The organism is Polynucleobacter sp. AP-RePozz3-80-G7 (assembly GCF_018882145.1).
Lineage (GTDB): Bacteria > Pseudomonadota > Gammaproteobacteria > Burkholderiales > Burkholderiaceae > Polynucleobacter.
Genome location: NZ_JACVPC010000005.1, coordinates 119,353 through 138,037, shown reverse-complemented (window position 1 = coordinate 138,037; position 18,685 = coordinate 119,353). Strand labels below are relative to the sequence as shown.

Sequence of the window (18,685 nt, the reverse complement as noted above, 5' to 3'; positions counted from 1 at the left end):
AGTGACTAGCTTTTTGATCCCCGCTTTTTTACTCCTGGTTCTGGTGTTAGTGCTATTGCTGCGCCCCTTCATCTTCCCCGCAAAGAGCTCTGCGACATCGCGTCGTCAGATGAATGCCACCATATACCGAGAAGAGTTGGATAAATTAGAGGCCGAACATACAGCTGGCGTAATTACTTCTACTGATTATGAAATTGCGCATGCAGAAATGCGTCAGAGACTTTTTCAAGACACCATTGAAGAAGACGACCGAGAGGTTGCGGGCTCTTCAAAGAAGACTGCAATTGGGCTGTGTATCTTTATTGTTTTGCTCTCCTCGGCGCTGTATTTCTCCTTGGGGGATGTTGTTCGAGTAGCCCATAACAATTCTGAAAAACCAGTCACCCAGGAAGGTATCGAAAAAATGGTGGCTGAATTTGCCATCAAAATGGAAAAAGATCCTGGCAACTTAAAAGGCTGGGCGATGTTAGCTCGCTCCTATCGAATCTTGGGCCGTGATGAGGATGCTGCCAAGGCATACGCACGTGCTGGTAGCTTTATTGATTCTGATCCGCAATTGTTAGCCGACTATGCAGATGTATTGGCAAGCAATGCAAATGGGAGTTTTGTTGGGAAGCCTTCGCAGTTGATTAATCAAGCCTTAAAGCTGGACCCCAATAACATGATGGCACTTTGGCTTTCTGGAACCGCATCTTATAACGCTAAAAATTACAAGGCAGCGTTGCAGTCCTGGGAGAAGCTTGCGCAACAACTTCCGCCCAATACGGATGAGGCGCGTGCTATTCAAGGATCGATTGCTGAGGCGCGCTCTAAAGGTGGTCTGACTGCTTCAGTGCCGGTTGCTCCAACCGGAAAAGGCATTAGCGGCAAGATTGAATTATCTGCTGACCTGAAATCTAAGATTAACCCTGGCGACATTGTGATGGTAATTGCACGTAAACCTGGTGAGCGCATGCCTGTTGCTGTCTTGAAGGTGCCTGTAACTGACTTCCCAATGAGCTTTATATTGAATGATTCATTAGCCATGAATCCCAGTGCGCCTCTCTCTCAATTATCTGAGGTGAGTGTCGAGGTGCGCATTTCTAAGACTGGGATGGCAAAACCGGAAGTGGGGGATTTAATTTCTTCAGTGCAGACAATTAAAGTCGGCACAACTAATGTTCGCCTACTAGTCGACCAAGTTCGCCAGTAACGTTTTAGCCTCTACCCACAAATGGCATATTGGTTGCCATAATCGTCATCGATAGAATATTACTTTCTAGTGGCAGTTGAGCCATGTGCAGCACTGCCTCGCCAACATGATTAACATCCATACGTGGCTCTACCTTAATGGATTGATCTGCCTGCATGATTCCAGCAGCCATACGCTCAGTCATTTCTGTGGCGGCATTGCCGATATCGATTTGACCGCATGCGATATTAAAAGGGCGTCCATCTAATGCAATAGTTTTGGTTAAGCCGCTGATGGCATGTTTAGTTGCCGTGTAGGGTGCTGACATTGGACGAGGTGCATGTGCAGAGATCGAACCGTTATTAATAATTCTGCCACCTTGTGGAGATTGCGCTTTCATCATACGAATCGCTTCCTGTGAACACAAGAACGCACCACAGAGGTTGGCATTCACTACATTCATCCATTGCTCATAACTCAGGTCCTCCATTGGTATTGCAGGGGCTCCCATACCAGCGTTATTGAAGAGCACATCAATGCGACCAAATTTATTGCTAAGTGCTGTAAATAGCTTTTTGACTTCATCGGGTTTGCCGACATCGCAAGCAACCGCTATACAGTTACTTTGATTACCACCAATATCAGTAATAGCCTTTTCTAATTTATCTAGATTGCGTCCAGTAAGGACCACTTGATAGCCTCCCTTGAGGAGGGCTTTGGCAGCCGCCCGCCCAATACCAGTTCCTGCACCGGTGACTAGGGCTACCTTGGTTTTTGCTGAATTCATCATGTTCTTTGGGGCTGCTTAAAAGTATCATCTTATCGTGATTTATTAGGCTTGATTTGAAACCTTTGCCTATTGCTTTGCTCGGGGCATAATGCAAAAAACAAAGAGATTTCCATGAATTTCATCAAAAGACAAATTTATAACCCCTTGGCCCTAACAGCAGCCTTTTTTGTCCTGTTAACCATCCTTTTTGGCGTATTGTGGGTTTTAGTCCCGCCACCACCAAAGTCAATCGAGATGGCTACAGGTTTTCCTACTGGCCTGTATTACCATTTTGGCGAACGCCTTAAGACAGAAATAGCCAAAGAGGGTGTTGATCTAAATGTGCGATCCACGGGCGGAACTTTAGATAACTTAGCTCTTTTGAATGACCCTAATTCTGGGGTTGATTTTGCAATGGTGCAGGGTGGTGTTGCTAATGTTGCCGAATATCCAAATTTGGTTTCGATAGCCGGAATGTTTTACGAGCCAATTTGGGTTTGGTATCGTGAGGGCGCATTTAAAAATGATGGCGGCCAACTCAAGATTTTAAGTCAGCTAAAAGGTAAGCGCGTCTCTATTGGTAATGATGGGAGTGGCACTTTAGCACTCACTCAGAATTTGTTGCAGACTAGCGGCATTACAGATAAAGAAATTGGCGCGCAGAAATTAAACCCTGATGAAGCAATCGTTAAGTTAAATAATGGCGAATTAGATGCAGTATTTATTGTGGCAGCTGCAGAGGCGCCCATCCTGAAAAAGTTTTACGCTATCCCTGGCATTCGCTTGATGGATTTTGACCAGGCAGATGCATACACCAGAAATCTTAGCTATTTATCCAAGGTCACCGTACCCAGAGGTTTATTGAGTATTGAGCATGATCAACCTCGTCAAGACATTCAGGTGATGGCCGCTACTGCCACCTTGGTAGCCCATGACAATGTAAGTCCAGCTATGGTCTCACTCTTACTGAGTGCTTCTTACGATATTTTGAAGTCCTATTCTCGATTGCAAAAGGTAGGCGAGTTTCCCTCTGGCGCTGGATTGGATTTCCCATTGCATGCGGATGCGGAGATTTATCTAAAGGATGGCCCTTCATTCTTACATCGTCACTTGCCGTTTTGGACTGCGGTATGGGCAGGACGTTTTGTCAAAATTGTTATTCCATTGCTAGTCATTTTGATTCCATTGTTTACCTATATCCCCACTACCAAAAATTTCTTATTGCGATTGAAGTTGGCGCAGGTATATGAAGAGCTCAAGGTGATTGAGAAGAATGCCCAAAATCCAGCGTTAAAAGAAAAGAACTTTAAGGACCTTGAAGATATCGAGAGGCGCGTTGGAAATATCAAGGTATCCATGTTGGATGCGAAAGAGTTATATGACCTCAAAGGACATGTGGGTGAAGTGCGTCACCGTTTGAGTTTGGTGAGCTAACTTCATCATCTGCCATAAAATAGACCCATGACAATGACTGACCTTGCGCCAACGCTGACCCCCCTCAAGCAGATCGATCAAGCGTTGCGTGATGACGGCTTTGCTGTGGTTTCTGCTGAGACGGTCTCTGAATTTAGTAATGTAGATCTGTCCAAGCTTCAAGATCTCACGAAGTATTGGGAAAACTTGCCCCGCGACCCTTATTTAAAAGATGGTGGGCGCTATCGCTTTCGTCGACATGCCAGCTATGAGATTAAAGGCGATAAACTCACAATGGTTCCACATCGTGCGCACTGGCAATCGCTGGATTACAACGCGTTACATGGTGGAATTGAGCGCTGGTTTGAGCCCATTCAAGGTGAGTTGTTAGGTAGTTCTGCTTGGCAATCCGTCTTGCTGGGACTTGCGCATATCCTCAACGGCCTCAAGGCTGTGAATACTTGGTTTGTTGAAGCGCATCAATTTCGGATTGATACTACTGATGGCATCGGACGCCCAACACCTGAAGGCGCCCATCGCGATGGCGTTGATTTTGTAGCAGTCTTCTTGTTAGATCGAGAAGGCATTAAGGGTGGCGAGACCAGAATATTTGATACCTCTGGCTCTGCAGGATTGCGCTTTACACTCACGCAACCTTGGTCTTTGTTGTTAATGAATGATCAGCGCATGATTCATGAATCAACCCCAATTCAGCCATTAGGAAAATATGGGTATCGAGATACCTTAGTTCTCACTTACCGCTCTAATGGTTTTCAAGACTCTCCAAATCGAAGTCAGCAATAAGGCTACTGGATTTACTCTGGCTCCATGCCAGCTTCTTTAATCGCTTTGGCCCACTTAGCAGTTTCTAGTTTGATTTTTTGACCAAGGGCTTCAGGCGTTCCTGGCTGAGTTTCAAAACCATTTGCTGAAAGTCGCTCAACTAGATCTTTTGATTTGGCTGCACTGTTGATGGCTTGATTGAGTTTGAGGATGGCATCTTTCGGCATGCCCGCTGGACCAAATGCCGCAAAGAATGCGATAAGTTCATAGCCTCTGATACCCAATGCTTCATTTACTGTAGGTAGCTCTGGAATAGCCGGCGAGCGCTTCAGGGAGGTGACAGCTAAGCCACGGATTTTGCCTGCTTGTACCTGAGGTAATGAAACTCCAAAGTCGGATGTGAACATATTCACCTGACCGCCAATTAAATCAGTCATAGCATTGGGGCCGCTCTTGTATGAGACCCCAATCATTTTGATATCAGCAAAGCTTGCCAGCATTTCTGATGAAACGCGCTGTGATGTGCTTGCATAAGCAAATGTCATTTTTCCTGGATTAGCTTTTGCTAGAGATACAAAGCCATTCAGTGATTTAGCGGGCACATCATTATTGATGGCAATAATGAGTGGAGCAGATCCAAAAAATCCAATGGGAGTAAAGGCGGTGTCTTGGTTATAGGGTAAATTTTTGACCAAGCTCTTCAGGGCGGCGTTGGTGCTATTGGTTCCGAACAGAATCGTATAGCCGTCTGCGGGGGCCTTGGCCACAAAATCTGCGCCAATCAGGCCATTTGCGCCAGGGCGATTTTCAACAACTACGGGCTGGCCTAATGACTCAGACATTTTTGCAGCAAAAGCACGTCCAATTTGATCGGTTGTGCTACCAGGGGCAAAAGGAACAATCGCTTTAATAGGTTTTGAGGGGTAGTTTTCCGCTGATGCCAGGGGGCTTGCTGAGCCAATGATGAGGCCGGCCCCGATCTGCAATAAACGAACTATTAAAGATTTGCTATTCATGCTGTCTCCATCTTGTTTTCTGTAGTGTAGCGGGTCTATTTGGTTCTGGGCGAGTAGAATGAGTTCACGTTTCTACTGACTAACTATGCGCTTTCGTTCAGCTGGCTATACCCCTCTTATGCTTCTAGCGCAAACCTGTGCTTTATTAGGTTTTGCTTGCTACGCTGTCGTGTTAACGACTTTGCAAGAGGAGTGGCATCTCAGTAATTTGCAGTCGGGCCTGATTGCGAGTGCTTTCTTCTTTGGTTACATGCTTGCCGTTCCTTTAGCAACGGCTTTAACAGATCGGGTGGACGCGCGTAAGGTCTATTTAATAGGCGGTCTCACAGCAAGCTGTGGTCTTTTAGGCATGGGTTTGTTCGCTTATAACTTTTGGACGGCTCTACTTTTTATGGCTCTAAATGGCGCTGGTCTTGCTGGTACCTATATGCCTGGCCTGAAAATTTTGTCTGATCGCATCCAGTCTGGTGAGTTAACGCGGCACATCGCGTTCTATACCGCTTTCTTTGGCATTGGCACTGGATTTTCGTATTTGTGTTCTGGCTGGATTCTAAGTGGGCTTGGCTGGCGCTATGTATTTGGTTTAATCGCATTGGGCCCATTTAGCGCATTTCTGATTGTTTTATTACTTATTCCAGCGCTTCAGCATGAGAAATGGCAAGGACCAATCCAGATTCGTCTGCACGATATCTTTCCGGTAGATAAATGGAAGTTGGTTTTGCAGGACAAAAATGCTGCAGGATTTATTTTCGGTTACACCGCTCACACTCTAGAGCTCTTTGCATCGAGAAGCTGGATTGTTGCCTTCTTTGCTTTTTGTGCAGTTGCTTCTGGCGAAGATTTTTTCCTAACGGCTACTACTTTAGCTGGGGTGATTAATTTCTTTGGTGTGCCATCGTCCATATTGGGTAATGAAATTGCTTTGAGAGTGGGGCGTCAAAAATGGGTGTGCATTGTGATGCTGACTAGCGCTGTATTCGGTATTGCATTTGCTTGCTCAACTGGTCAGTCGTGGTGGTTGATTGTTGCTCTGGCTATTGGGCATGCCATATTCATCATGGCAGATTCCTCAACGCTCACTGCGGGCTTGGTAATTAGTGCACAAGAAAATATCAAGGGCGCTGCAATGGGCCTGCACTCATTGATGGGTTTTGGTGGTGGCCTATTGGGCCCCGCTATTTTTGGTTTCATCTTGGATATTTCTGGTTCTCGTACTTCACAAGTTGCCTGGATATGGGCATACGTTGCCGTAGTCATGTGGGGCGTTCTGTTTGTGATTTACGAACGTCGTAGAGGCTGGGGTAGCTCAGTGCGCGTATGAGTAGTCAGATAAATGAGCAGATAAATGAGCAGATGAACAAAGAGAATGCTTTAGTTTGCTATCACTGTTCAAGCCAGATTCTCCCAGGGGAATTAACTGAGGCGGAACTGGGTGGTGAGACGCGTCCATTCTGTTGTCCAGGTTGCATGGCAATCGCGCAAACAATTCATGGAGAAGGCTTAGAGGTTTTTTATGCCAGGCGCTCTCAGTCGGGTGATAAGCCGGCGGCTTATCTTGCAAGCAATGAGATTCCAGAAAAACTCAAACCTTATGATGATCCTTCGTTACGAGGTCGTTTCACCCGCACATCTGGAGGGGAGGGTGATCTTGAAACCACTCTGCGCTTAGAAAAAATTCGATGTGCAGCTTGTGTTTGGCTGTGCGAGCAACATTTGCGTCGTAATGCAGGCGTTAAGGATGTGCAAATCAATTATGTTACTCAAAAGGTAATGGTGCGTTTTTCTCCAGATAAAACGAGCTTAGCAAGATTACTTTTTGAAATTGAGCGCATTGGTTATGAGGCTTGGCCATTTGAGCCCTCCCAATCATTAGATCGTGCTAAAAAGGAAAGACGCCACCTGCTTTTGCGACTAGGTGTAGCAATGCTGGGCATGATGCAAGTCATGATGTATGCCTGGCCTACGTATGTCGGCGCTGACATCACTCCGGAATTTGAGATTCTTTTAGGTTGGACTAGCTGGTTATTGACTGTCCCTGTGATGGTCTACTCAGCAGGACCTATATTCCAGTCTGCTTGGCGAAGTGTTCAGTCGTTTAAGCAAACGCATATGTTGGGAATGGATGTTCCTATCGCTTTGGCTTTGGCTTTGGCATTTACTGCGGGCACCATTAATTTGGTTGCCGGTGTTGGACACACATATTTCGATTCCATCACCATGTTTGTAGCATTCATCTTGGCGGCCAGATATGTGGAGCTATTAGCAAGACAAGATGCGCAAGGTGGAGCAGAGGCCTTAGCTAAACAACTGCCTGCAACATGTGAGCGGGCATTCAAATACCCTGCATCACAAGAGATTGAGGTAGTCCCCGTGGTTAATTGCAATCCTGGAGAAGTATTACGAGTTTCCCCGGGGGAGGTGGTGCCTGCTGACGGTGTCTTGATTGAAAATGTGAGCGCCTTAGACGAGTCTTTGCTCACAGGCGAATCTAAGCCAGTTGAGAAAAAGATTGGTGACCGTGTGTACGCTGGCACTCATAATATTCTCAATCCATTGCTCATGAGAATTGAGGCAGTGGGGCAATCAACCCGCATAGCAGGTATTGCTTCCTTACTGGATCAAGCATTGCTAGCTAAACCAGTCATGGTGAGTCTGGCTGAAAAGTGGACTGCTTATTTTGTTGCCTTCCTACTATTTGGTGCGTTTGCTTCGTCGGCTATCTGGCTTTACTTCGACCCTAGTCGTGCATGGACGGTTTTAGTTTCCGTTCTAGTAGCCAGTTGTCCCTGTGCTTTATCGCTAGCAGTGCCAACTGCTATGGCAGCAGCTCAGGGCGCTGTAACTAAATTGGGTTTGCTAATTGTGCGTGGCCATGTAATGGAAGGTTTAGTAAAAGCAACTGACTTAGTGTTAGATAAAACCGGCACGCTAACGATGGGTCAGCCAGAGTTGCAAGAGATCACTAATTTGCGTACGGGCTATCGACGTGAAGATGCGTTAGCCTTAGCTACGGCATTAGAGGCGGGGCAAAGACATCCGTTGGCGCTTTCTTTGATACGTGCTAGCACCTCTGAAAATCTATCTTTACCTATATTGAGTGAGCCAGTGATTAATCAACTGGGAAAAGGTTTAAGTTCGGGCGAGTATCGCTTGGGAAGTCCATTGTGGCTGGGGTTAGAGCAGAGTGCGCAATTAGGGCAATACGGTCAGGTTCATTTAGCGGATGCGCAAGGATTGATAGCTAGCTTTGTATTTTTGGACACGCCTAGAGCAGGGTTAGAGCAATTCCTAAAAGTAGTGAAGTCTAGAAAGATTGCAGTGCATTTAGTGTCTGGTGATGATCGCGCCACGGTTGCATGGTGGGCTCAGCATGTTGGTATCGAGCACTATCAAGGCGGCTGTACGCCTGAAGATAAGTATGACTACATCGAAAGATTACAAAAAGAAGGTTGTTTTGTATGGGCTATTGGGGATGGTGTGAACGATGCGCCTTTGCTTGCCCGTGCAGATATCTCTATTGCGGTTGGTGCTGGCGCACCATTAGCTGCTGCTGGAGCCGATGCAATTCTGACGGCCAGCTCTTTGGAGTCATTAGCAAAAACTTTGTTGCTAGCTGATAAAACTCACATGATCATTAAAGAAAATTTATGGTGGGCCTTAGCTTACAACTTGCTCGCTATACCTGCTGCAATGATGGGTTTGGTAAATCCCTGGGTTGCCGGGATCGGAATGTCACTTTCTTCGTTAGCCGTGACTTTAAATGCCTGGCGTTTACGAAAGGCTTAGACTATAGAGATGGAAAGCCTATTTCTTCTCATTCCCGTTTCTTTGGTTTTAATTGGCCTTTTGGTCTGGATTTTGAACTGGTCCATAAAAAATGGTCAATTTGACGATTTAGACGGTCCCGGTGAGGCGATTTTGATGGATGATGACACCCCAAAATCCAAATAAGTTAGTAAACACTCTCAAAAATAGCTATATATCTAAATAGCTCAAGAAATCTAGGGTTTCCCTTAGAGGTTCAATCTGAATTTGTCCCACCCTTTTTGATATAGATCAAATCCCCCTTAGAGCTCTACTTTGATAATCAATCCAGTCTATTTGGATTATGTCGCTGTTTGGTCACAAAAAAGGAGAAACCATGGGACTTACCGTGGGGAGTAATCAAGATACCTTCAATTACAAGGTTGTCAGCCAATTTGCCATCGTTACTGTGCTTTGGGGAATTGTTGGCATGCTTGTGGGAGTTATCCTCGCAGCCCAGTTGATCTGGCCTGAAATCACTTTTAATATTCCTTGGCTGAGCTATGGTCGCTTGCGTCCTTTGCACACTAATGCAGTGATTTTTGCTTTTGGTGGATCAGCTTTATTCGCAACATCCTATTACATCGTTCAGCGTACATGTCAGGCGCGTTTGTTTTGTGACAAGCTAGCAGCCTTTACCTTCTGGGGTTGGCAGGCAGTTATTGTGCTGGCTGCAGTGACATTGCCATTGGGCATATCAACCTCAAAAGAATACGCTGAGCTTGAGTGGCCGATTGATATTTTGATCACTGTAGTTTGGGTAGCTTACGCAGTTGTTTTCTTTGGCACCATCATGAAGCGCAAAACGAAACATATTTACGTTTCGAACTGGTTCTTCGGTGCATATATTCTGACTATTGCCATTCTGCATATCTTTAATAACTTAGAGATGCCTGCAACATTATGGAAGTCCTATTCCGCATATGCTGGGGTACAAGACGCGATGGTTCAGTGGTGGTATGGTCACAACGCAGTAGGCTTCTTCTTGACTACTAGCTTCTTGGGCATGATGTATTACTTCATTCCAAAGCAGGCTGAGCGTCCAATCTATTCATATCGTTTGTCGATTGTTCACTTCTGGGCTTTGAACTTTACGTATATGTGGGCAGGCCCTCACCACTTGCAACACACTTCTTTGCCCGACTGGACTCAGTCGCTCGGTACTGTGTTCTCTTTAATTTTACTAGCTCCTTCTTGGGGCGGAATGATCAACGGCATCATGACATTGTCTGGCGCTTGGTATAAATTGCGTCGTGATCCGATCTTAAAATTCTTGGTAGTAGCATTGTCCTTCTACGGTATGTCTACTTTTGAAGGCTCCATGATGTCCATCAAGACAGTGAACAGTTTGTCTCACTACACAGACTGGACTATTGGACACGTGCACTCTGGAGCTTTAGGTTGGGTAGCCATGATTACTATTGGTTCTCTCTACTATCTAATTCCACGCTTGGTTGGGCAAAAAGAAATGTACAACACCAAGTGGATTGAGTTGCATTTCTGGATCGCCACTATTGGTGTTGTTCTTTATATTGCTGCAATGTGGATTGCCGGTGTTATGCAAGGTTTGATGTGGAGAGCATTTGAACCAGATGGCACGTTGACATACAGCTTTGTCGAGTCTGTTAAAGCGACTTTCCCTTTCTATGTCATTCGTTTGATGGGCGGCTTGTGCTATCTAAGCGGCATGTTCTTGATGGCGTATAACGTCTTCAAAACAGTGCAGGGTAAAACTTTTGTAAATGCGCCTATTCCAATGGCCGTTGCTGAACACTAAAAGGAGAAGAAAATGTCTAGCGAAAATAAATTCTTTTCCCACGGAACGCTTGAGAAAAACGTTGGTTGGTTAATTATTGCAACGATCGTGGTGGTATCGATTGCAGGGTTGGTGCAAATTGTTCCACTCTTTTTCCAGCACACTACGACTGAGCCTAGTCCTGGCGTTGTTCCATACACAGCTTTACGTTTAGCTGGCCGCGATATCTATCAACGTGAAGGTTGTGTTGGTTGCCATTCACAACAGATACGGACTTTGCGTTCTGAAGTCGAGCGCTACGGCCCTTACTCTTTGGCTGGCGAGTCTGTATATGACCATCCATTTCTATGGGGCAGTAAGCGTACAGGCCCAGATTTAGCTCGTGTAGGTGGACGCTATTCAGATGCTTGGCATCAGATCCACTTAAATAACCCACGCGATGTGGTGCCTGAGTCAAATATGCCTGCTTATCCATGGCTCGGAAAAAATGCGGCAGATGCAAGCTCTATTCAGTCACATATGGTTGCCATGCGTCGTTTAGGCGTTCCATACACTGATGAAATGATTGCAAATGCACCTGCAGAGTTAGAGGGTAAGACGGAGTTGGATGCATTAGTTGCATACCTGCAAGGATTAGGCATTACGCGTCGCTATATTACTGTTGAAGAAGTTGTGGCGAAGTAATCAACAAGGTTATTAATTAAAACTACTTAAATCAAATGGAACAGATCACTCCCTACCTCTCGGCATTTTCTACAGTAATAGGCCTTGTCTTTTTTGTAGGAATTGTTTTGTGGGCTTGGTCTCCCGGTCGCAAAAAAGCAAATCGGGAATCAGCAGAGCTTCCATTTGATCTTCCGGATGAATTTAGTAAGGACAAATCATGAGTGACTTTTTTAGCAGCGGTTGGAGTGCTTACATCGCCTTAGTTGCATTAGTTGGAATTTTCTGGTGTATCTGGCTTTTGTTCTCCCAAAGGAAAGCTAAGGTTGTGCATACGGCCGATGGTGCGGTTGCTGATACGGGTCACGTATGGGATGGCGATCTGCGTGAGTTAAACAATCCATTGCCACGTTGGTGGATGTGGATGTTCTTGCTCTCTTGCATCTTTGCATTGGTCTACTTGGTGTTATTCCCCGGTCTTGGATCGTTTCCTGGAGTGTTGGGCTATAGCACTGATGGATCGCTAATGCAATCTATGACTAATGCTAATGATGAGCTTAGGCCTGTTTATGCGAAATACGTCAAGATGGACATTGAGCAAGTAGCGGCCGATCCTAAAGCCCGTGAAATGGGTCAACGCCTCTTCTTAAATTCTTGTGCACAGTGTCATGGCTCTGATGCTGGTGGTGCAAAAGGCTTCCCTAATTTGACTGATGGTGACTGGCTCTATGGGGGTTCACCAGAAAATATCAAAGCATCCATTACCTATGGTCGTGGCGGTGTAATGCCTCCATTCCCACAGTTGGATAGCAATCAAATTGTGGATGTTGCTAACTATGTACGTAGCCTTTCTGGTCTGTCTGCAGAGGATGCTAAAGCAGCTCGTGGCGCACAAGTATTCGCTGCAAATTGTGTAGCCTGTCATGGTCCTGATGCCAAAGGAAATATTGCTATTGGCGCACCAAATTTAACTGATAAAACTTGGTTATATGGCGGTTCAGAAGCGACGATTATTGAAACGGTAACTAAGGGACGTATGGCAATGATGCCTGCTCAAGACAAGGTATTGAGTCCTGAGAAGATCCAGGTGTTAACAGCTTATGTCTGGGGTTTATCTAACAGTAAACAACCGGCAACAGCTAAATAAGATTAGTAATTAGTGCCATATATTCCGCCGGGTGGGAAACCTGTTCCGATAGAAGTTATTGAGGAGTCTCTTTACGAGGTCCGGCGAAAGATTTATCCGCGTTCAGTGTCTGGGCTCTTTGCCCGCTGGCGCCTCATTCTGGTATTTGCTACTCAGCTGCTCTTTTATGGCTTGCCATGGGTTAGTTGGAATGGCCGTCAAGCCGTTCTTTTTGATTTAATTCAGCGTAAGTTTTACATCTTTGGCCTCGTGTTATGGCCACAAGACGTGATTTATCTTACCCTGTTATTGATTCTTTCCGCGCTCGCTTTATTTCTGTTTACTGCAGTTGCCGGGCGTCTTTTTTGTGGATATGCCTGTCCGCAGACTGTCTATACCGAAATCTTTATGTGGATCGAGCGCAAGGTTGAGGGAGACCGTTTTGCGCGGATTCGATTAGATGGCGAAGAGTGGCCTTGGGGTTTCCGTAAATGGCGCTTAAAGATTACGAAGCATTTCCTCTGGTTATTGATTGCATTCTGGACAGGCTTTACTTTTATTGGGTATTTCACCCCAATTAGCACCTTAGGTTCTGCATTAATTCACCTGTCTTTGGGCCCATGGCAGACTTTCTGGTTGTGCTTCTATAGCTTTGCAACCTGGGGTAATGCAGGGTTTATGCGTGAGCAGGTTTGTAAATATATGTGCCCATATGCACGCTTCCAAAGTGTGATGGTGGATAAAGATACATTCTTGGTTACATACGACAAAGTGCGTGGTGAACCCAGGGGTAGCCGCAGTAAATCTGCAGATCAAGCTTCTCTAGGTTTAGGTGATTGTGTTGACTGCAGTATTTGTGTTCAAGTTTGCCCTACTGGCATTGATATTCGTGATGGCTTGCAATATATGTGTATTGGTTGCGGTGCCTGTATTGATGCATGCGATCAAGTGATGGAGAAGGTAGATTATCCAAAAGGACTCATTCGCTATACAACCGAGCGTGCCATTGAAGATAAAGAGTCCAATCAAAGTGCGATTCGTCATATTTTGCGCCCGCGCGTATTGATCTACACCGCTTTTATTACTGTGCTTACAGCCGCTTTTCTAGTTTCTCTCGCCACCCGAAACCCATTAAGGGTTGATGTGATGCGTGATCGTGGAGCGTTGGCGCGCGAGGTCGAGGGTGTAAGGATTGAAAATATTTATCGCATTCAAATCATGAATGCATCAGAAAATAATATGAATGTGCAGGTGAAGGCGCTTGGTTTGGATGGGTTGAAAGTGCTTAATTCACAAGGGCAGATTGTTACCGAGATTGAGGTTGGGCCAGCTAGCAATCTTCTGATGCCGATCAAGGTGAGCGCCGATGTTGGAGCGAATGAGGCTGGTAACTACCCAATTCATTTTGATGTAGTTGCTCATGAGATGTCAGGTAACGAGTTAATTACGAGAACTCGCGAAGAGAAATCTACTTTTATTATTCCCCGTTAAGCTAGAAGGCAATGGAGAGGATGGATATGACAGAGCAACAAACTACTAAACCCTGGTTCAAGCAACTATGGCCATGGCTTTTAATTAGCGGACCAGCTGTCGCCATGATTGGCTGCGCTATTACTATTTACTTAGCTGTAAATCTATATGCAGATAAGCCATTGCGTGATGGCGTTGTGAAACAGGGCTTAAAAGTTGAACAGATTAAAGATACGCAGGCAACAAAATGAAGTACCGCCTACTAATCTGGATTTTGTGGCCCTCATTTTTGGTGGCCGGTATGGCAGAGGGCTTGTTATTTACTGTGATCCACCCACAAGACCTTTTATTTTTTGGTTATCACCCAGATATTTCTGATGAGGGCATCTATACCATTGGATTTTTTGTGATCTGGACCTTCTGTGCGGCGTCCAGCGCGTTGACTGCTTATATTCTGCCTGGGATTGAGTCACCCGATAGCAAGGAAATCGACCGCGGCTTAATTTAAGCCTGTTTGATTGGAATTTCAGGGCTTGCGCAGCCGTGGCGATCTGGGTTTGGAATTCCTGCTAGTTCGTAAAGCCCATTCATATCGATGAGTTTGATGTGGCGTTGTTTAATTTGAATGAGGCCCGACTCTGCAAAGCGTGAAAGCATGCGACTAACGGTTTCAATCTGAATCCCAAGATAGCTGCCAATATCATTGCGGCTCATACGTAAGTCAAATTCATTATTTAAATAGCCGCGTGCAGCAAGACGTTGCGAGAGGCTCAATAAAAAGGCTGCTAATCTTTCTTCTGCACGCATCGTGCCAAGTGACAGTAGGTGACGCTGATCTTGAGTCAGCTCACGACTCATTATTTTGTGGAACTGATTTTGCAATACAGGGATCTGCCGAGCCAAATCTTCAAAAGCATCGTAACGAATAATGCAGACTTCACTTTCTTCAAGTGCAATCGCATCAGACTGATAATGTCCTTCACCAATGCCATCAAGACCTAGAATTTCACCGGGCAGATGAAAGCCAATCACTTGTTGTCGACCGTCTTGCAGGCAGAACTCTGTTTTAAGAGTGCCAAAGCGCACGCTATATACAGAACTGAGTGGGTCGCCGTGACGATAAAGGCTTTCACCTTTTTGAAGATGAACACGCTCTTTAACTAAGGTATCAATCTGGGAAACTTCGTTACTATTTAATCCAACCGGAAGGCAAAACTGACCCAGTACGCATACAGAGCATTTGCTGGTTGGGCTATCGGTAGGTTTGTAGTTCATATTAGGGCTGATCTATGGGATCAGTTTATTCTATAAGCATGAAGATTATGGCTTTTACCTATTTTCTGTTGATTTCATGCTGACAACTAGCTTACTCGTTGCGGTCTTTCTGGGCGCTCTTGTGAGTGGCTGGCACTGTGCTCTGATGTGCGGTGGGATAGCAGCTGCCATAGAGCGGCCCAAAGCCCTGGAGACCCCTCTCAGACCAAAATCTGAGCTTTTTTACCTCCAATTAATCATGCATTTGGGGCGCGTCACAACTTATGTCTTATTGGGCGCTCTTGCCGCGTCAGTAGGGGTGGTTGTTTGGCAGCAAAACCTCATTCCAATCCAGCGCCCCTTATTTGCTTTAACCTCCCTGATCTTAATTCTGATGGGTATACGTCTACTCAGAATAAGCAAGTCAGAAGGTCTGCTTGGCGGCAAATGGTTAAGTACAAAAATTGCAGCTTATTGGGCTAAATACTTGGGTGCTATGGCTAGTGGCCCTTCGCGTTGGTTTAGCGGCATGCTATGGGGTTTGGTGCCCTGTGGATTGGTCTATAGCGTTTTACCACTCGCCTTTTTATCTGGTGATGTAGCAACTGGTGCCGCACTGATGTTGGCATTTGGTTTGGGTACATTGCCTAACCTATTACTGATCTCTAAATTTTCAGCGGTACTGACTCAGTTTGGGCAATATCTATGGGTGAGGTATTTGGCTGCTGCACTTCTATTGATTGCAGGCGGCTTTGGTATGTATCGTGCCTGGGTATTGCCAGAAGCCTTATTAAAAGGTGGCTTCTGTATTTCTTAAGTTGCTCTTAAGCTGTTGCTGCTTCTATGCCGGCGCTCAGATCTGGATAGAAAGAAGCTTGCGGTAGCGTCGATAGAAATTCACTGCGCTCTGCCATCTCTAATGGTTGATGCGCTAAGCCGCAAATAATTAATCGAATATTACGAATCGTGCACAGATGTGCCAGCTCCATAATCGTATCCATGCCTGAAGTATCAATGTAGATGACGTTCTTTAGATCTAACAAGAGGGTTTGTGAGGGTAAATTCGCCTCAATCTTTTCGAGGAGTTTTACTGCCCCAAAAAAGATGGCACCATGAATTCGATAAGCATCGATTCGACCTTGTTGATTATTCAATCCTGGGTAATCACTAGCTAGAGCAGGCTCGCAACGCGATAGGCTGGAGATTCGGTAAATGAAGGTTATAAAGGCGAGCAGCAAACCTACCTCTACAGCAATCGTGAGATCCAGTACAACAGTGAGAATAAAGACACTTAAGATGGTGATTCGATACGGTAAGCGGAATTGCTTGAGATCAATAAACTTCTGCCAATCCCCCATATTCCAGGCCACATACATCAAGATTGCCGCAAGACTAGCTAGGGGAATGTTCTTGGCAAGGGGCGCTGCAAACAAAACGATGATTAGTAAAGTTGTCGCATGTACGATTCCGGCGATAGGCGTAGAGCCGCCACTCTCTATGTTGGTTACTGTGCGGGCAATCGTACCGGTCGCTGGCATGCCACCAAAAAATGGAATAGTGAAATTAGCAATGCCCTGAGCTACTAGCTCTTGATTTGACTCATGGCGATCATGAATGAGGCCATCGGCAATGCGCGCGCATAGCAAGGATTCAATAGCACCCAATAGGGCAAGTGTTAAGGCTGGTGCCACCATGTATTGAGCGCTATCCCAGCTTATCGGAATCCATTCAAAAGCGGGGAGCCCTGAAGGGATACCGCCAAAGCGACTACCAATCGTATCTACTGGTAAATTAAAAATACTGGTAACGATCGTTGCCACCACCATTGCTACCACTGTGCCAGGAAGGTGGGAGAGCCATCCTAAGCGATCCTGAAATATCTTCCATAAAATGAGTAAGGCAAGACTCCCACAAGCTAAACTAAGCGCAATGGGGTTAAAGGTGTCCGCTGCTAAGTAGAGCGCATTCACTGATTGAAAAAATTGAGCCGGCATTTTTTCGATTTGAAGTCCGAAAAAATCTTTGACTTGCGATAGTCCAATCAAAAAGGCAATGCCATTGGTAAAGCCCACAATGACTGCAATCGGAATAAAGCGCACTAGCGTTCCAAGACGAAATACTCCCATCAAAAATAAAAATACTCCTGACATGGCGGTTGCTAGTAATAAATTGGGAACGCCATAGCGCTCCACAATGCCGTAAACAATGACGATGAAGGCTCCGGCCGGTCCGCCAATTTGTACGCGGCTACCTCCAAGTAAGGAGATGAGCCCGCCAGCAATAATGGCAGTGAAAATGCCTGCTTGGGGTTTAAGTCCGCTGGCAATTGCAAAAGCCATGGCCAATGGGAGTGCAACAATCCCAACTGTTAATCCAGCAAAAACATCCTTAGTGAAAAGGGCGCGGCTATAGCCAGAAAATGAGTCAAAAAGTCGGGGGCGAAAAAACATAAGATGAATGTTTCAATGGCCTAAGAGATACGGTTGCCAACCCAGTAAGCAAAACTCGCACACAAGGCGGTAACAAAACTGCCCCATGCAATATCAATGAAAGCCAATTGTGTTGGAAAGTTTCTAACCACCGCCAGATTGGTGAGGTCGTAGGTCATATAACAAAATAGACCAAACAAAGCGCCATATTGCAGTGCATATATCCAGGACTGTTTTGATAGCGCCGGAACAATTACAAAAATGCAGACGCCTAATGCATAAAGCAGGTAGAACGCAAGCCCAGCTATAAGCTTGGGTTCGCTGGCCATTAAGTCACCCATCTCATTGCGATAGAGATTCTTTGCGATACCCAAAAGCCATACCAAATCGATTGCAATAAGGGCGATTAAAAATGAGAGGTAAATGGCAAAATTCTTGAGCAATTAAGTTACCTTTATTCTTTTATGGACTAATAATAAGTATTATGATGGAAAGAGCAAATGAGTAGTTCAATTTAAAGGGAGTCAACATGTTTAAGCATTTATTGGTGCCAGTAGACGGTTCAGATGTCAGCAAAAAATCTTTAAAGAAAGTCGCCGCACTTGCTAAGGCAGATGGCGCTGCAATTACGTTGGTATATGTTTCTGATCCTACGCCTCCGATGGTTTATTCAGATAGCACCATGGGTTATGGAATTTCGAAGAAACAGCACACAGAAGCTTGTGCAGCTTATGCGCAGGATGTGTTTAAGAGGTCGACAACCGCACTGGGAGCTGGCGCTAAGGTGAAAAGTCTTCACATTGAAAATAGCAACCTATCTGAAGGTATTTTGGCTGGCGCAAAAAAAGCGAAAGTGGATGTGATTGTGATGGCGTCTCATAAGCGTACAGGCATCAAAGGGATCCTGTTAGGTAGCGAGACTCATGAAGTCATTGTGCATTCCACATTGCCAGTATTAGTTCTGGGTTAATTTGCTTAGCCTCAAGTTAAAAGGGTCCAATTGGACCCTTTTTTATTGCAGCAGCATTCTT

20 protein-coding genes are annotated in these 18,685 nt (G+C 45.4%); 15 read left to right on the top strand and 5 right to left on the bottom strand.

Annotated elements, in window-relative coordinates; genetic code table 11:
• Position 1 precedes the first annotated feature (1 nt).
• Complete coding sequence (gene ccmI / locus ICE90_RS10210; RefSeq protein ID WP_216192337.1) at positions 2 to 1,192, top strand: c-type cytochrome biogenesis protein CcmI; 1,191 nt, start codon at positions 2 to 4, stop codon at positions 1,190 to 1,192.
• Between the two features lie 4 nt (positions 1,193 to 1,196).
• Here ccmI and ICE90_RS10205 read toward each other — a convergent pair whose 3' ends face one another.
• Positions 1,197 to 1,958 (bottom strand): SDR family oxidoreductase, encoded by a 762-nt coding sequence (locus ICE90_RS10205; RefSeq protein ID WP_370623808.1) that lies wholly within the window; start codon positions 1,956 to 1,958, stop codon positions 1,197 to 1,199.
• 114 nt (positions 1,959 to 2,072) lie between these two features.
• Between ICE90_RS10205 and ICE90_RS10200 the strand changes: the two genes are divergently transcribed.
• Together ICE90_RS10200 and ICE90_RS10195 are read left to right on the top strand one after the other, a co-directional pair.
• Entirely contained in the window at positions 2,073 to 3,374 is a 1,302-nt protein-coding gene (locus tag ICE90_RS10200; RefSeq protein ID WP_216192336.1) for a TAXI family TRAP transporter solute-binding subunit, read from the top strand.
• A 27-nt stretch (positions 3,375 to 3,401) separates the two neighbouring features.
• Positions 3,402 to 4,157 carry a 2OG-Fe dioxygenase family protein gene (locus ICE90_RS10195; RefSeq protein WP_215320662.1) on the top strand — a complete coding sequence of 252 codons (756 nt, stop codon included), beginning with the start codon at positions 3,402 to 3,404 and terminating at the stop codon, positions 4,155 to 4,157.
• Between the two features lie 11 nt (positions 4,158 to 4,168).
• Here the strand turns inward: ICE90_RS10195 and ICE90_RS10190 are convergent, their stop codons facing one another.
• On the bottom strand, positions 4,169 to 5,152 hold the full coding sequence (locus tag ICE90_RS10190; protein ID WP_216192335.1) for a tripartite tricarboxylate transporter substrate binding protein: 984 nt from the start codon (positions 5,150 to 5,152) through the stop codon (positions 4,169 to 4,171).
• Positions 5,153 to 5,237: 85 nt separating this feature from the next.
• Between ICE90_RS10190 and ICE90_RS10185 the strand changes: the two genes are divergently transcribed.
• From ICE90_RS10185 to ICE90_RS10140, 10 genes are all read left to right on the top strand, one after another.
• Complete coding sequence (locus tag ICE90_RS10185) at positions 5,238 to 6,473, top strand: MFS transporter (RefSeq protein WP_216192333.1); 1,236 nt, start codon at positions 5,238 to 5,240, stop codon at positions 6,471 to 6,473.
• The gene (locus ICE90_RS10180) at positions 6,470 to 8,938 is read left to right on the top strand and encodes a heavy metal translocating P-type ATPase (protein WP_255533356.1); all 2,469 of its coding nucleotides are present in this window, start codon (positions 6,470 to 6,472) and stop codon (positions 8,936 to 8,938) included. The genes ICE90_RS10185 and ICE90_RS10180 overlap by 4 nt, the downstream gene beginning before the upstream one ends.
• A gap of 9 nt (positions 8,939 to 8,947) precedes the next feature.
• Positions 8,948 to 9,103 carry a cbb3-type cytochrome oxidase assembly protein CcoS gene (ccoS, locus tag ICE90_RS10175; RefSeq protein WP_215320656.1) on the top strand — a complete coding sequence of 52 codons (156 nt, stop codon included), beginning with the start codon at positions 8,948 to 8,950 and terminating at the stop codon, positions 9,101 to 9,103.
• Between the two features lie 190 nt (positions 9,104 to 9,293).
• Positions 9,294 to 10,733, top strand: coding sequence for a cytochrome-c oxidase, cbb3-type subunit I (gene ccoN, locus ICE90_RS10170; protein ID WP_215320654.1), 1,440 nt, complete (start codon positions 9,294 to 9,296; stop codon positions 10,731 to 10,733).
• Between the two features lie 12 nt (positions 10,734 to 10,745).
• Entirely contained in the window at positions 10,746 to 11,396 is a 651-nt protein-coding gene (gene ccoO / locus ICE90_RS10165) for a cytochrome-c oxidase, cbb3-type subunit II (protein WP_215320652.1), read from the top strand.
• A 35-nt stretch (positions 11,397 to 11,431) separates the two neighbouring features.
• Positions 11,432 to 11,599, top strand: a complete 168-nt coding sequence (locus tag ICE90_RS10160) for a cbb3-type cytochrome c oxidase subunit 3 (RefSeq protein WP_216860878.1) — start codon at positions 11,432 to 11,434, stop codon at positions 11,597 to 11,599.
• Positions 11,596 to 12,522: a cytochrome-c oxidase, cbb3-type subunit III gene (gene ccoP, locus ICE90_RS10155; RefSeq protein WP_216192331.1), complete on the top strand. Its 927-nt coding sequence runs from the start codon at positions 11,596 to 11,598 to the stop codon at positions 12,520 to 12,522. Before ICE90_RS10160 ends, ccoP begins: the two co-directional genes overlap by 4 nt.
• A gap of 12 nt (positions 12,523 to 12,534) precedes the next feature.
• Positions 12,535 to 13,992, top strand: coding sequence for a cytochrome c oxidase accessory protein CcoG (gene ccoG, locus ICE90_RS10150; RefSeq protein WP_370623806.1), 1,458 nt, complete (start codon positions 12,535 to 12,537; stop codon positions 13,990 to 13,992).
• Between the two features lie 26 nt (positions 13,993 to 14,018).
• Positions 14,019 to 14,222, top strand: coding sequence for a FixH family protein (locus tag ICE90_RS10145; protein ID WP_215320648.1), 204 nt, complete (start codon positions 14,019 to 14,021; stop codon positions 14,220 to 14,222).
• Positions 14,219 to 14,479: a hypothetical protein gene (locus ICE90_RS10140; RefSeq protein ID WP_215320646.1), complete on the top strand. Its 261-nt coding sequence runs from the start codon at positions 14,219 to 14,221 to the stop codon at positions 14,477 to 14,479. The genes ICE90_RS10145 and ICE90_RS10140 overlap by 4 nt, the downstream gene beginning before the upstream one ends.
• Here ICE90_RS10140 and fnr read toward each other — a convergent pair.
• Positions 14,476 to 15,246, bottom strand: coding sequence for a fumarate/nitrate reduction transcriptional regulator Fnr (fnr, locus tag ICE90_RS10135; protein WP_215320643.1), 771 nt, complete (start codon positions 15,244 to 15,246; stop codon positions 14,476 to 14,478). The genes ICE90_RS10140 and fnr overlap by 4 nt on opposite strands.
• Positions 15,247 to 15,322: 76 nt before the next feature.
• Here fnr and ICE90_RS10130 point away from each other — a divergent pair, with 76 nt between their 5' ends.
• Complete coding sequence (locus ICE90_RS10130; RefSeq protein ID WP_216154527.1) at positions 15,323 to 16,042, top strand: sulfite exporter TauE/SafE family protein; 720 nt, start codon at positions 15,323 to 15,325, stop codon at positions 16,040 to 16,042.
• A gap of 7 nt (positions 16,043 to 16,049) precedes the next feature.
• On the opposite strand, the gene ICE90_RS10125 is transcribed toward ICE90_RS10130, so the two are convergent.
• Positions 16,050 to 17,675, bottom strand: coding sequence for a SulP family inorganic anion transporter (locus ICE90_RS10125; RefSeq protein WP_216192329.1), 1,626 nt, complete (start codon positions 17,673 to 17,675; stop codon positions 16,050 to 16,052).
• 20 nt (positions 17,676 to 17,695) lie between these two features.
• The gene (locus ICE90_RS10120; RefSeq protein WP_215320637.1) at positions 17,696 to 18,097 is read right to left on the bottom strand and encodes a DUF2177 family protein; all 402 of its coding nucleotides are present in this window, start codon (positions 18,095 to 18,097) and stop codon (positions 17,696 to 17,698) included.
• A gap of 86 nt (positions 18,098 to 18,183) precedes the next feature.
• Here ICE90_RS10120 and ICE90_RS10115 point away from each other — a divergent pair, with 86 nt between their 5' ends.
• The gene (locus ICE90_RS10115) at positions 18,184 to 18,624 is read left to right on the top strand and encodes a universal stress protein (protein ID WP_215320635.1); all 441 of its coding nucleotides are present in this window, start codon (positions 18,184 to 18,186) and stop codon (positions 18,622 to 18,624) included.
• Positions 18,625 to 18,685 lie beyond the last annotated feature (61 nt).

Coding starts and splice junctions, on each gene's coding strand:
- fnr (WP_215320643.1), bottom strand. CDS start 15,246: ATGAACTACAAACCTACCGATAGCCCAACCAGCAAATGCTCTGTATGC.
- ccoN (WP_215320654.1), top strand. CDS start 9,294: ATGGGACTTACCGTGGGGAGTAATCAAGATACCTTCAATTACAAGGTT.
- ICE90_RS10115 (WP_215320635.1), top strand. CDS start 18,184: ATGTTTAAGCATTTATTGGTGCCAGTAGACGGTTCAGATGTCAGCAAA.
- ICE90_RS10160 (WP_216860878.1), top strand. CDS start 11,432: ATGGAACAGATCACTCCCTACCTCTCGGCATTTTCTACAGTAATAGGC.
- ccoP (WP_216192331.1), top strand. CDS start 11,596: ATGAGTGACTTTTTTAGCAGCGGTTGGAGTGCTTACATCGCCTTAGTT.
- ICE90_RS10125 (WP_216192329.1), bottom strand. CDS start 17,675: ATGTTTTTTCGCCCCCGACTTTTTGACTCATTTTCTGGCTATAGCCGC.
- ICE90_RS10145 (WP_215320648.1), top strand. CDS start 14,019: ATGACAGAGCAACAAACTACTAAACCCTGGTTCAAGCAACTATGGCCA.
- ICE90_RS10200 (WP_216192336.1), top strand. CDS start 2,073: ATGAATTTCATCAAAAGACAAATTTATAACCCCTTGGCCCTAACAGCA.
- ccoO (WP_215320652.1), top strand. CDS start 10,746: ATGTCTAGCGAAAATAAATTCTTTTCCCACGGAACGCTTGAGAAAAAC.
- ICE90_RS10190 (WP_216192335.1), bottom strand. CDS start 5,152: ATGAATAGCAAATCTTTAATAGTTCGTTTATTGCAGATCGGGGCCGGC.
- ICE90_RS10185 (WP_216192333.1), top strand. CDS start 5,238: ATGCGCTTTCGTTCAGCTGGCTATACCCCTCTTATGCTTCTAGCGCAA.
- ICE90_RS10130 (WP_216154527.1), top strand. CDS start 15,323: ATGCTGACAACTAGCTTACTCGTTGCGGTCTTTCTGGGCGCTCTTGTG.
- ICE90_RS10195 (WP_215320662.1), top strand. CDS start 3,402: ATGACAATGACTGACCTTGCGCCAACGCTGACCCCCCTCAAGCAGATC.
- ICE90_RS10205 (WP_370623808.1), bottom strand. CDS start 1,958: ATGAATTCAGCAAAAACCAAGGTAGCCCTAGTCACCGGTGCAGGAACT.
- ICE90_RS10140 (WP_215320646.1), top strand. CDS start 14,219: ATGAAGTACCGCCTACTAATCTGGATTTTGTGGCCCTCATTTTTGGTG.
- ccoS (WP_215320656.1), top strand. CDS start 8,948: ATGGAAAGCCTATTTCTTCTCATTCCCGTTTCTTTGGTTTTAATTGGC.
- ICE90_RS10180 (WP_255533356.1), top strand. CDS start 6,470: ATGAGTAGTCAGATAAATGAGCAGATAAATGAGCAGATGAACAAAGAG.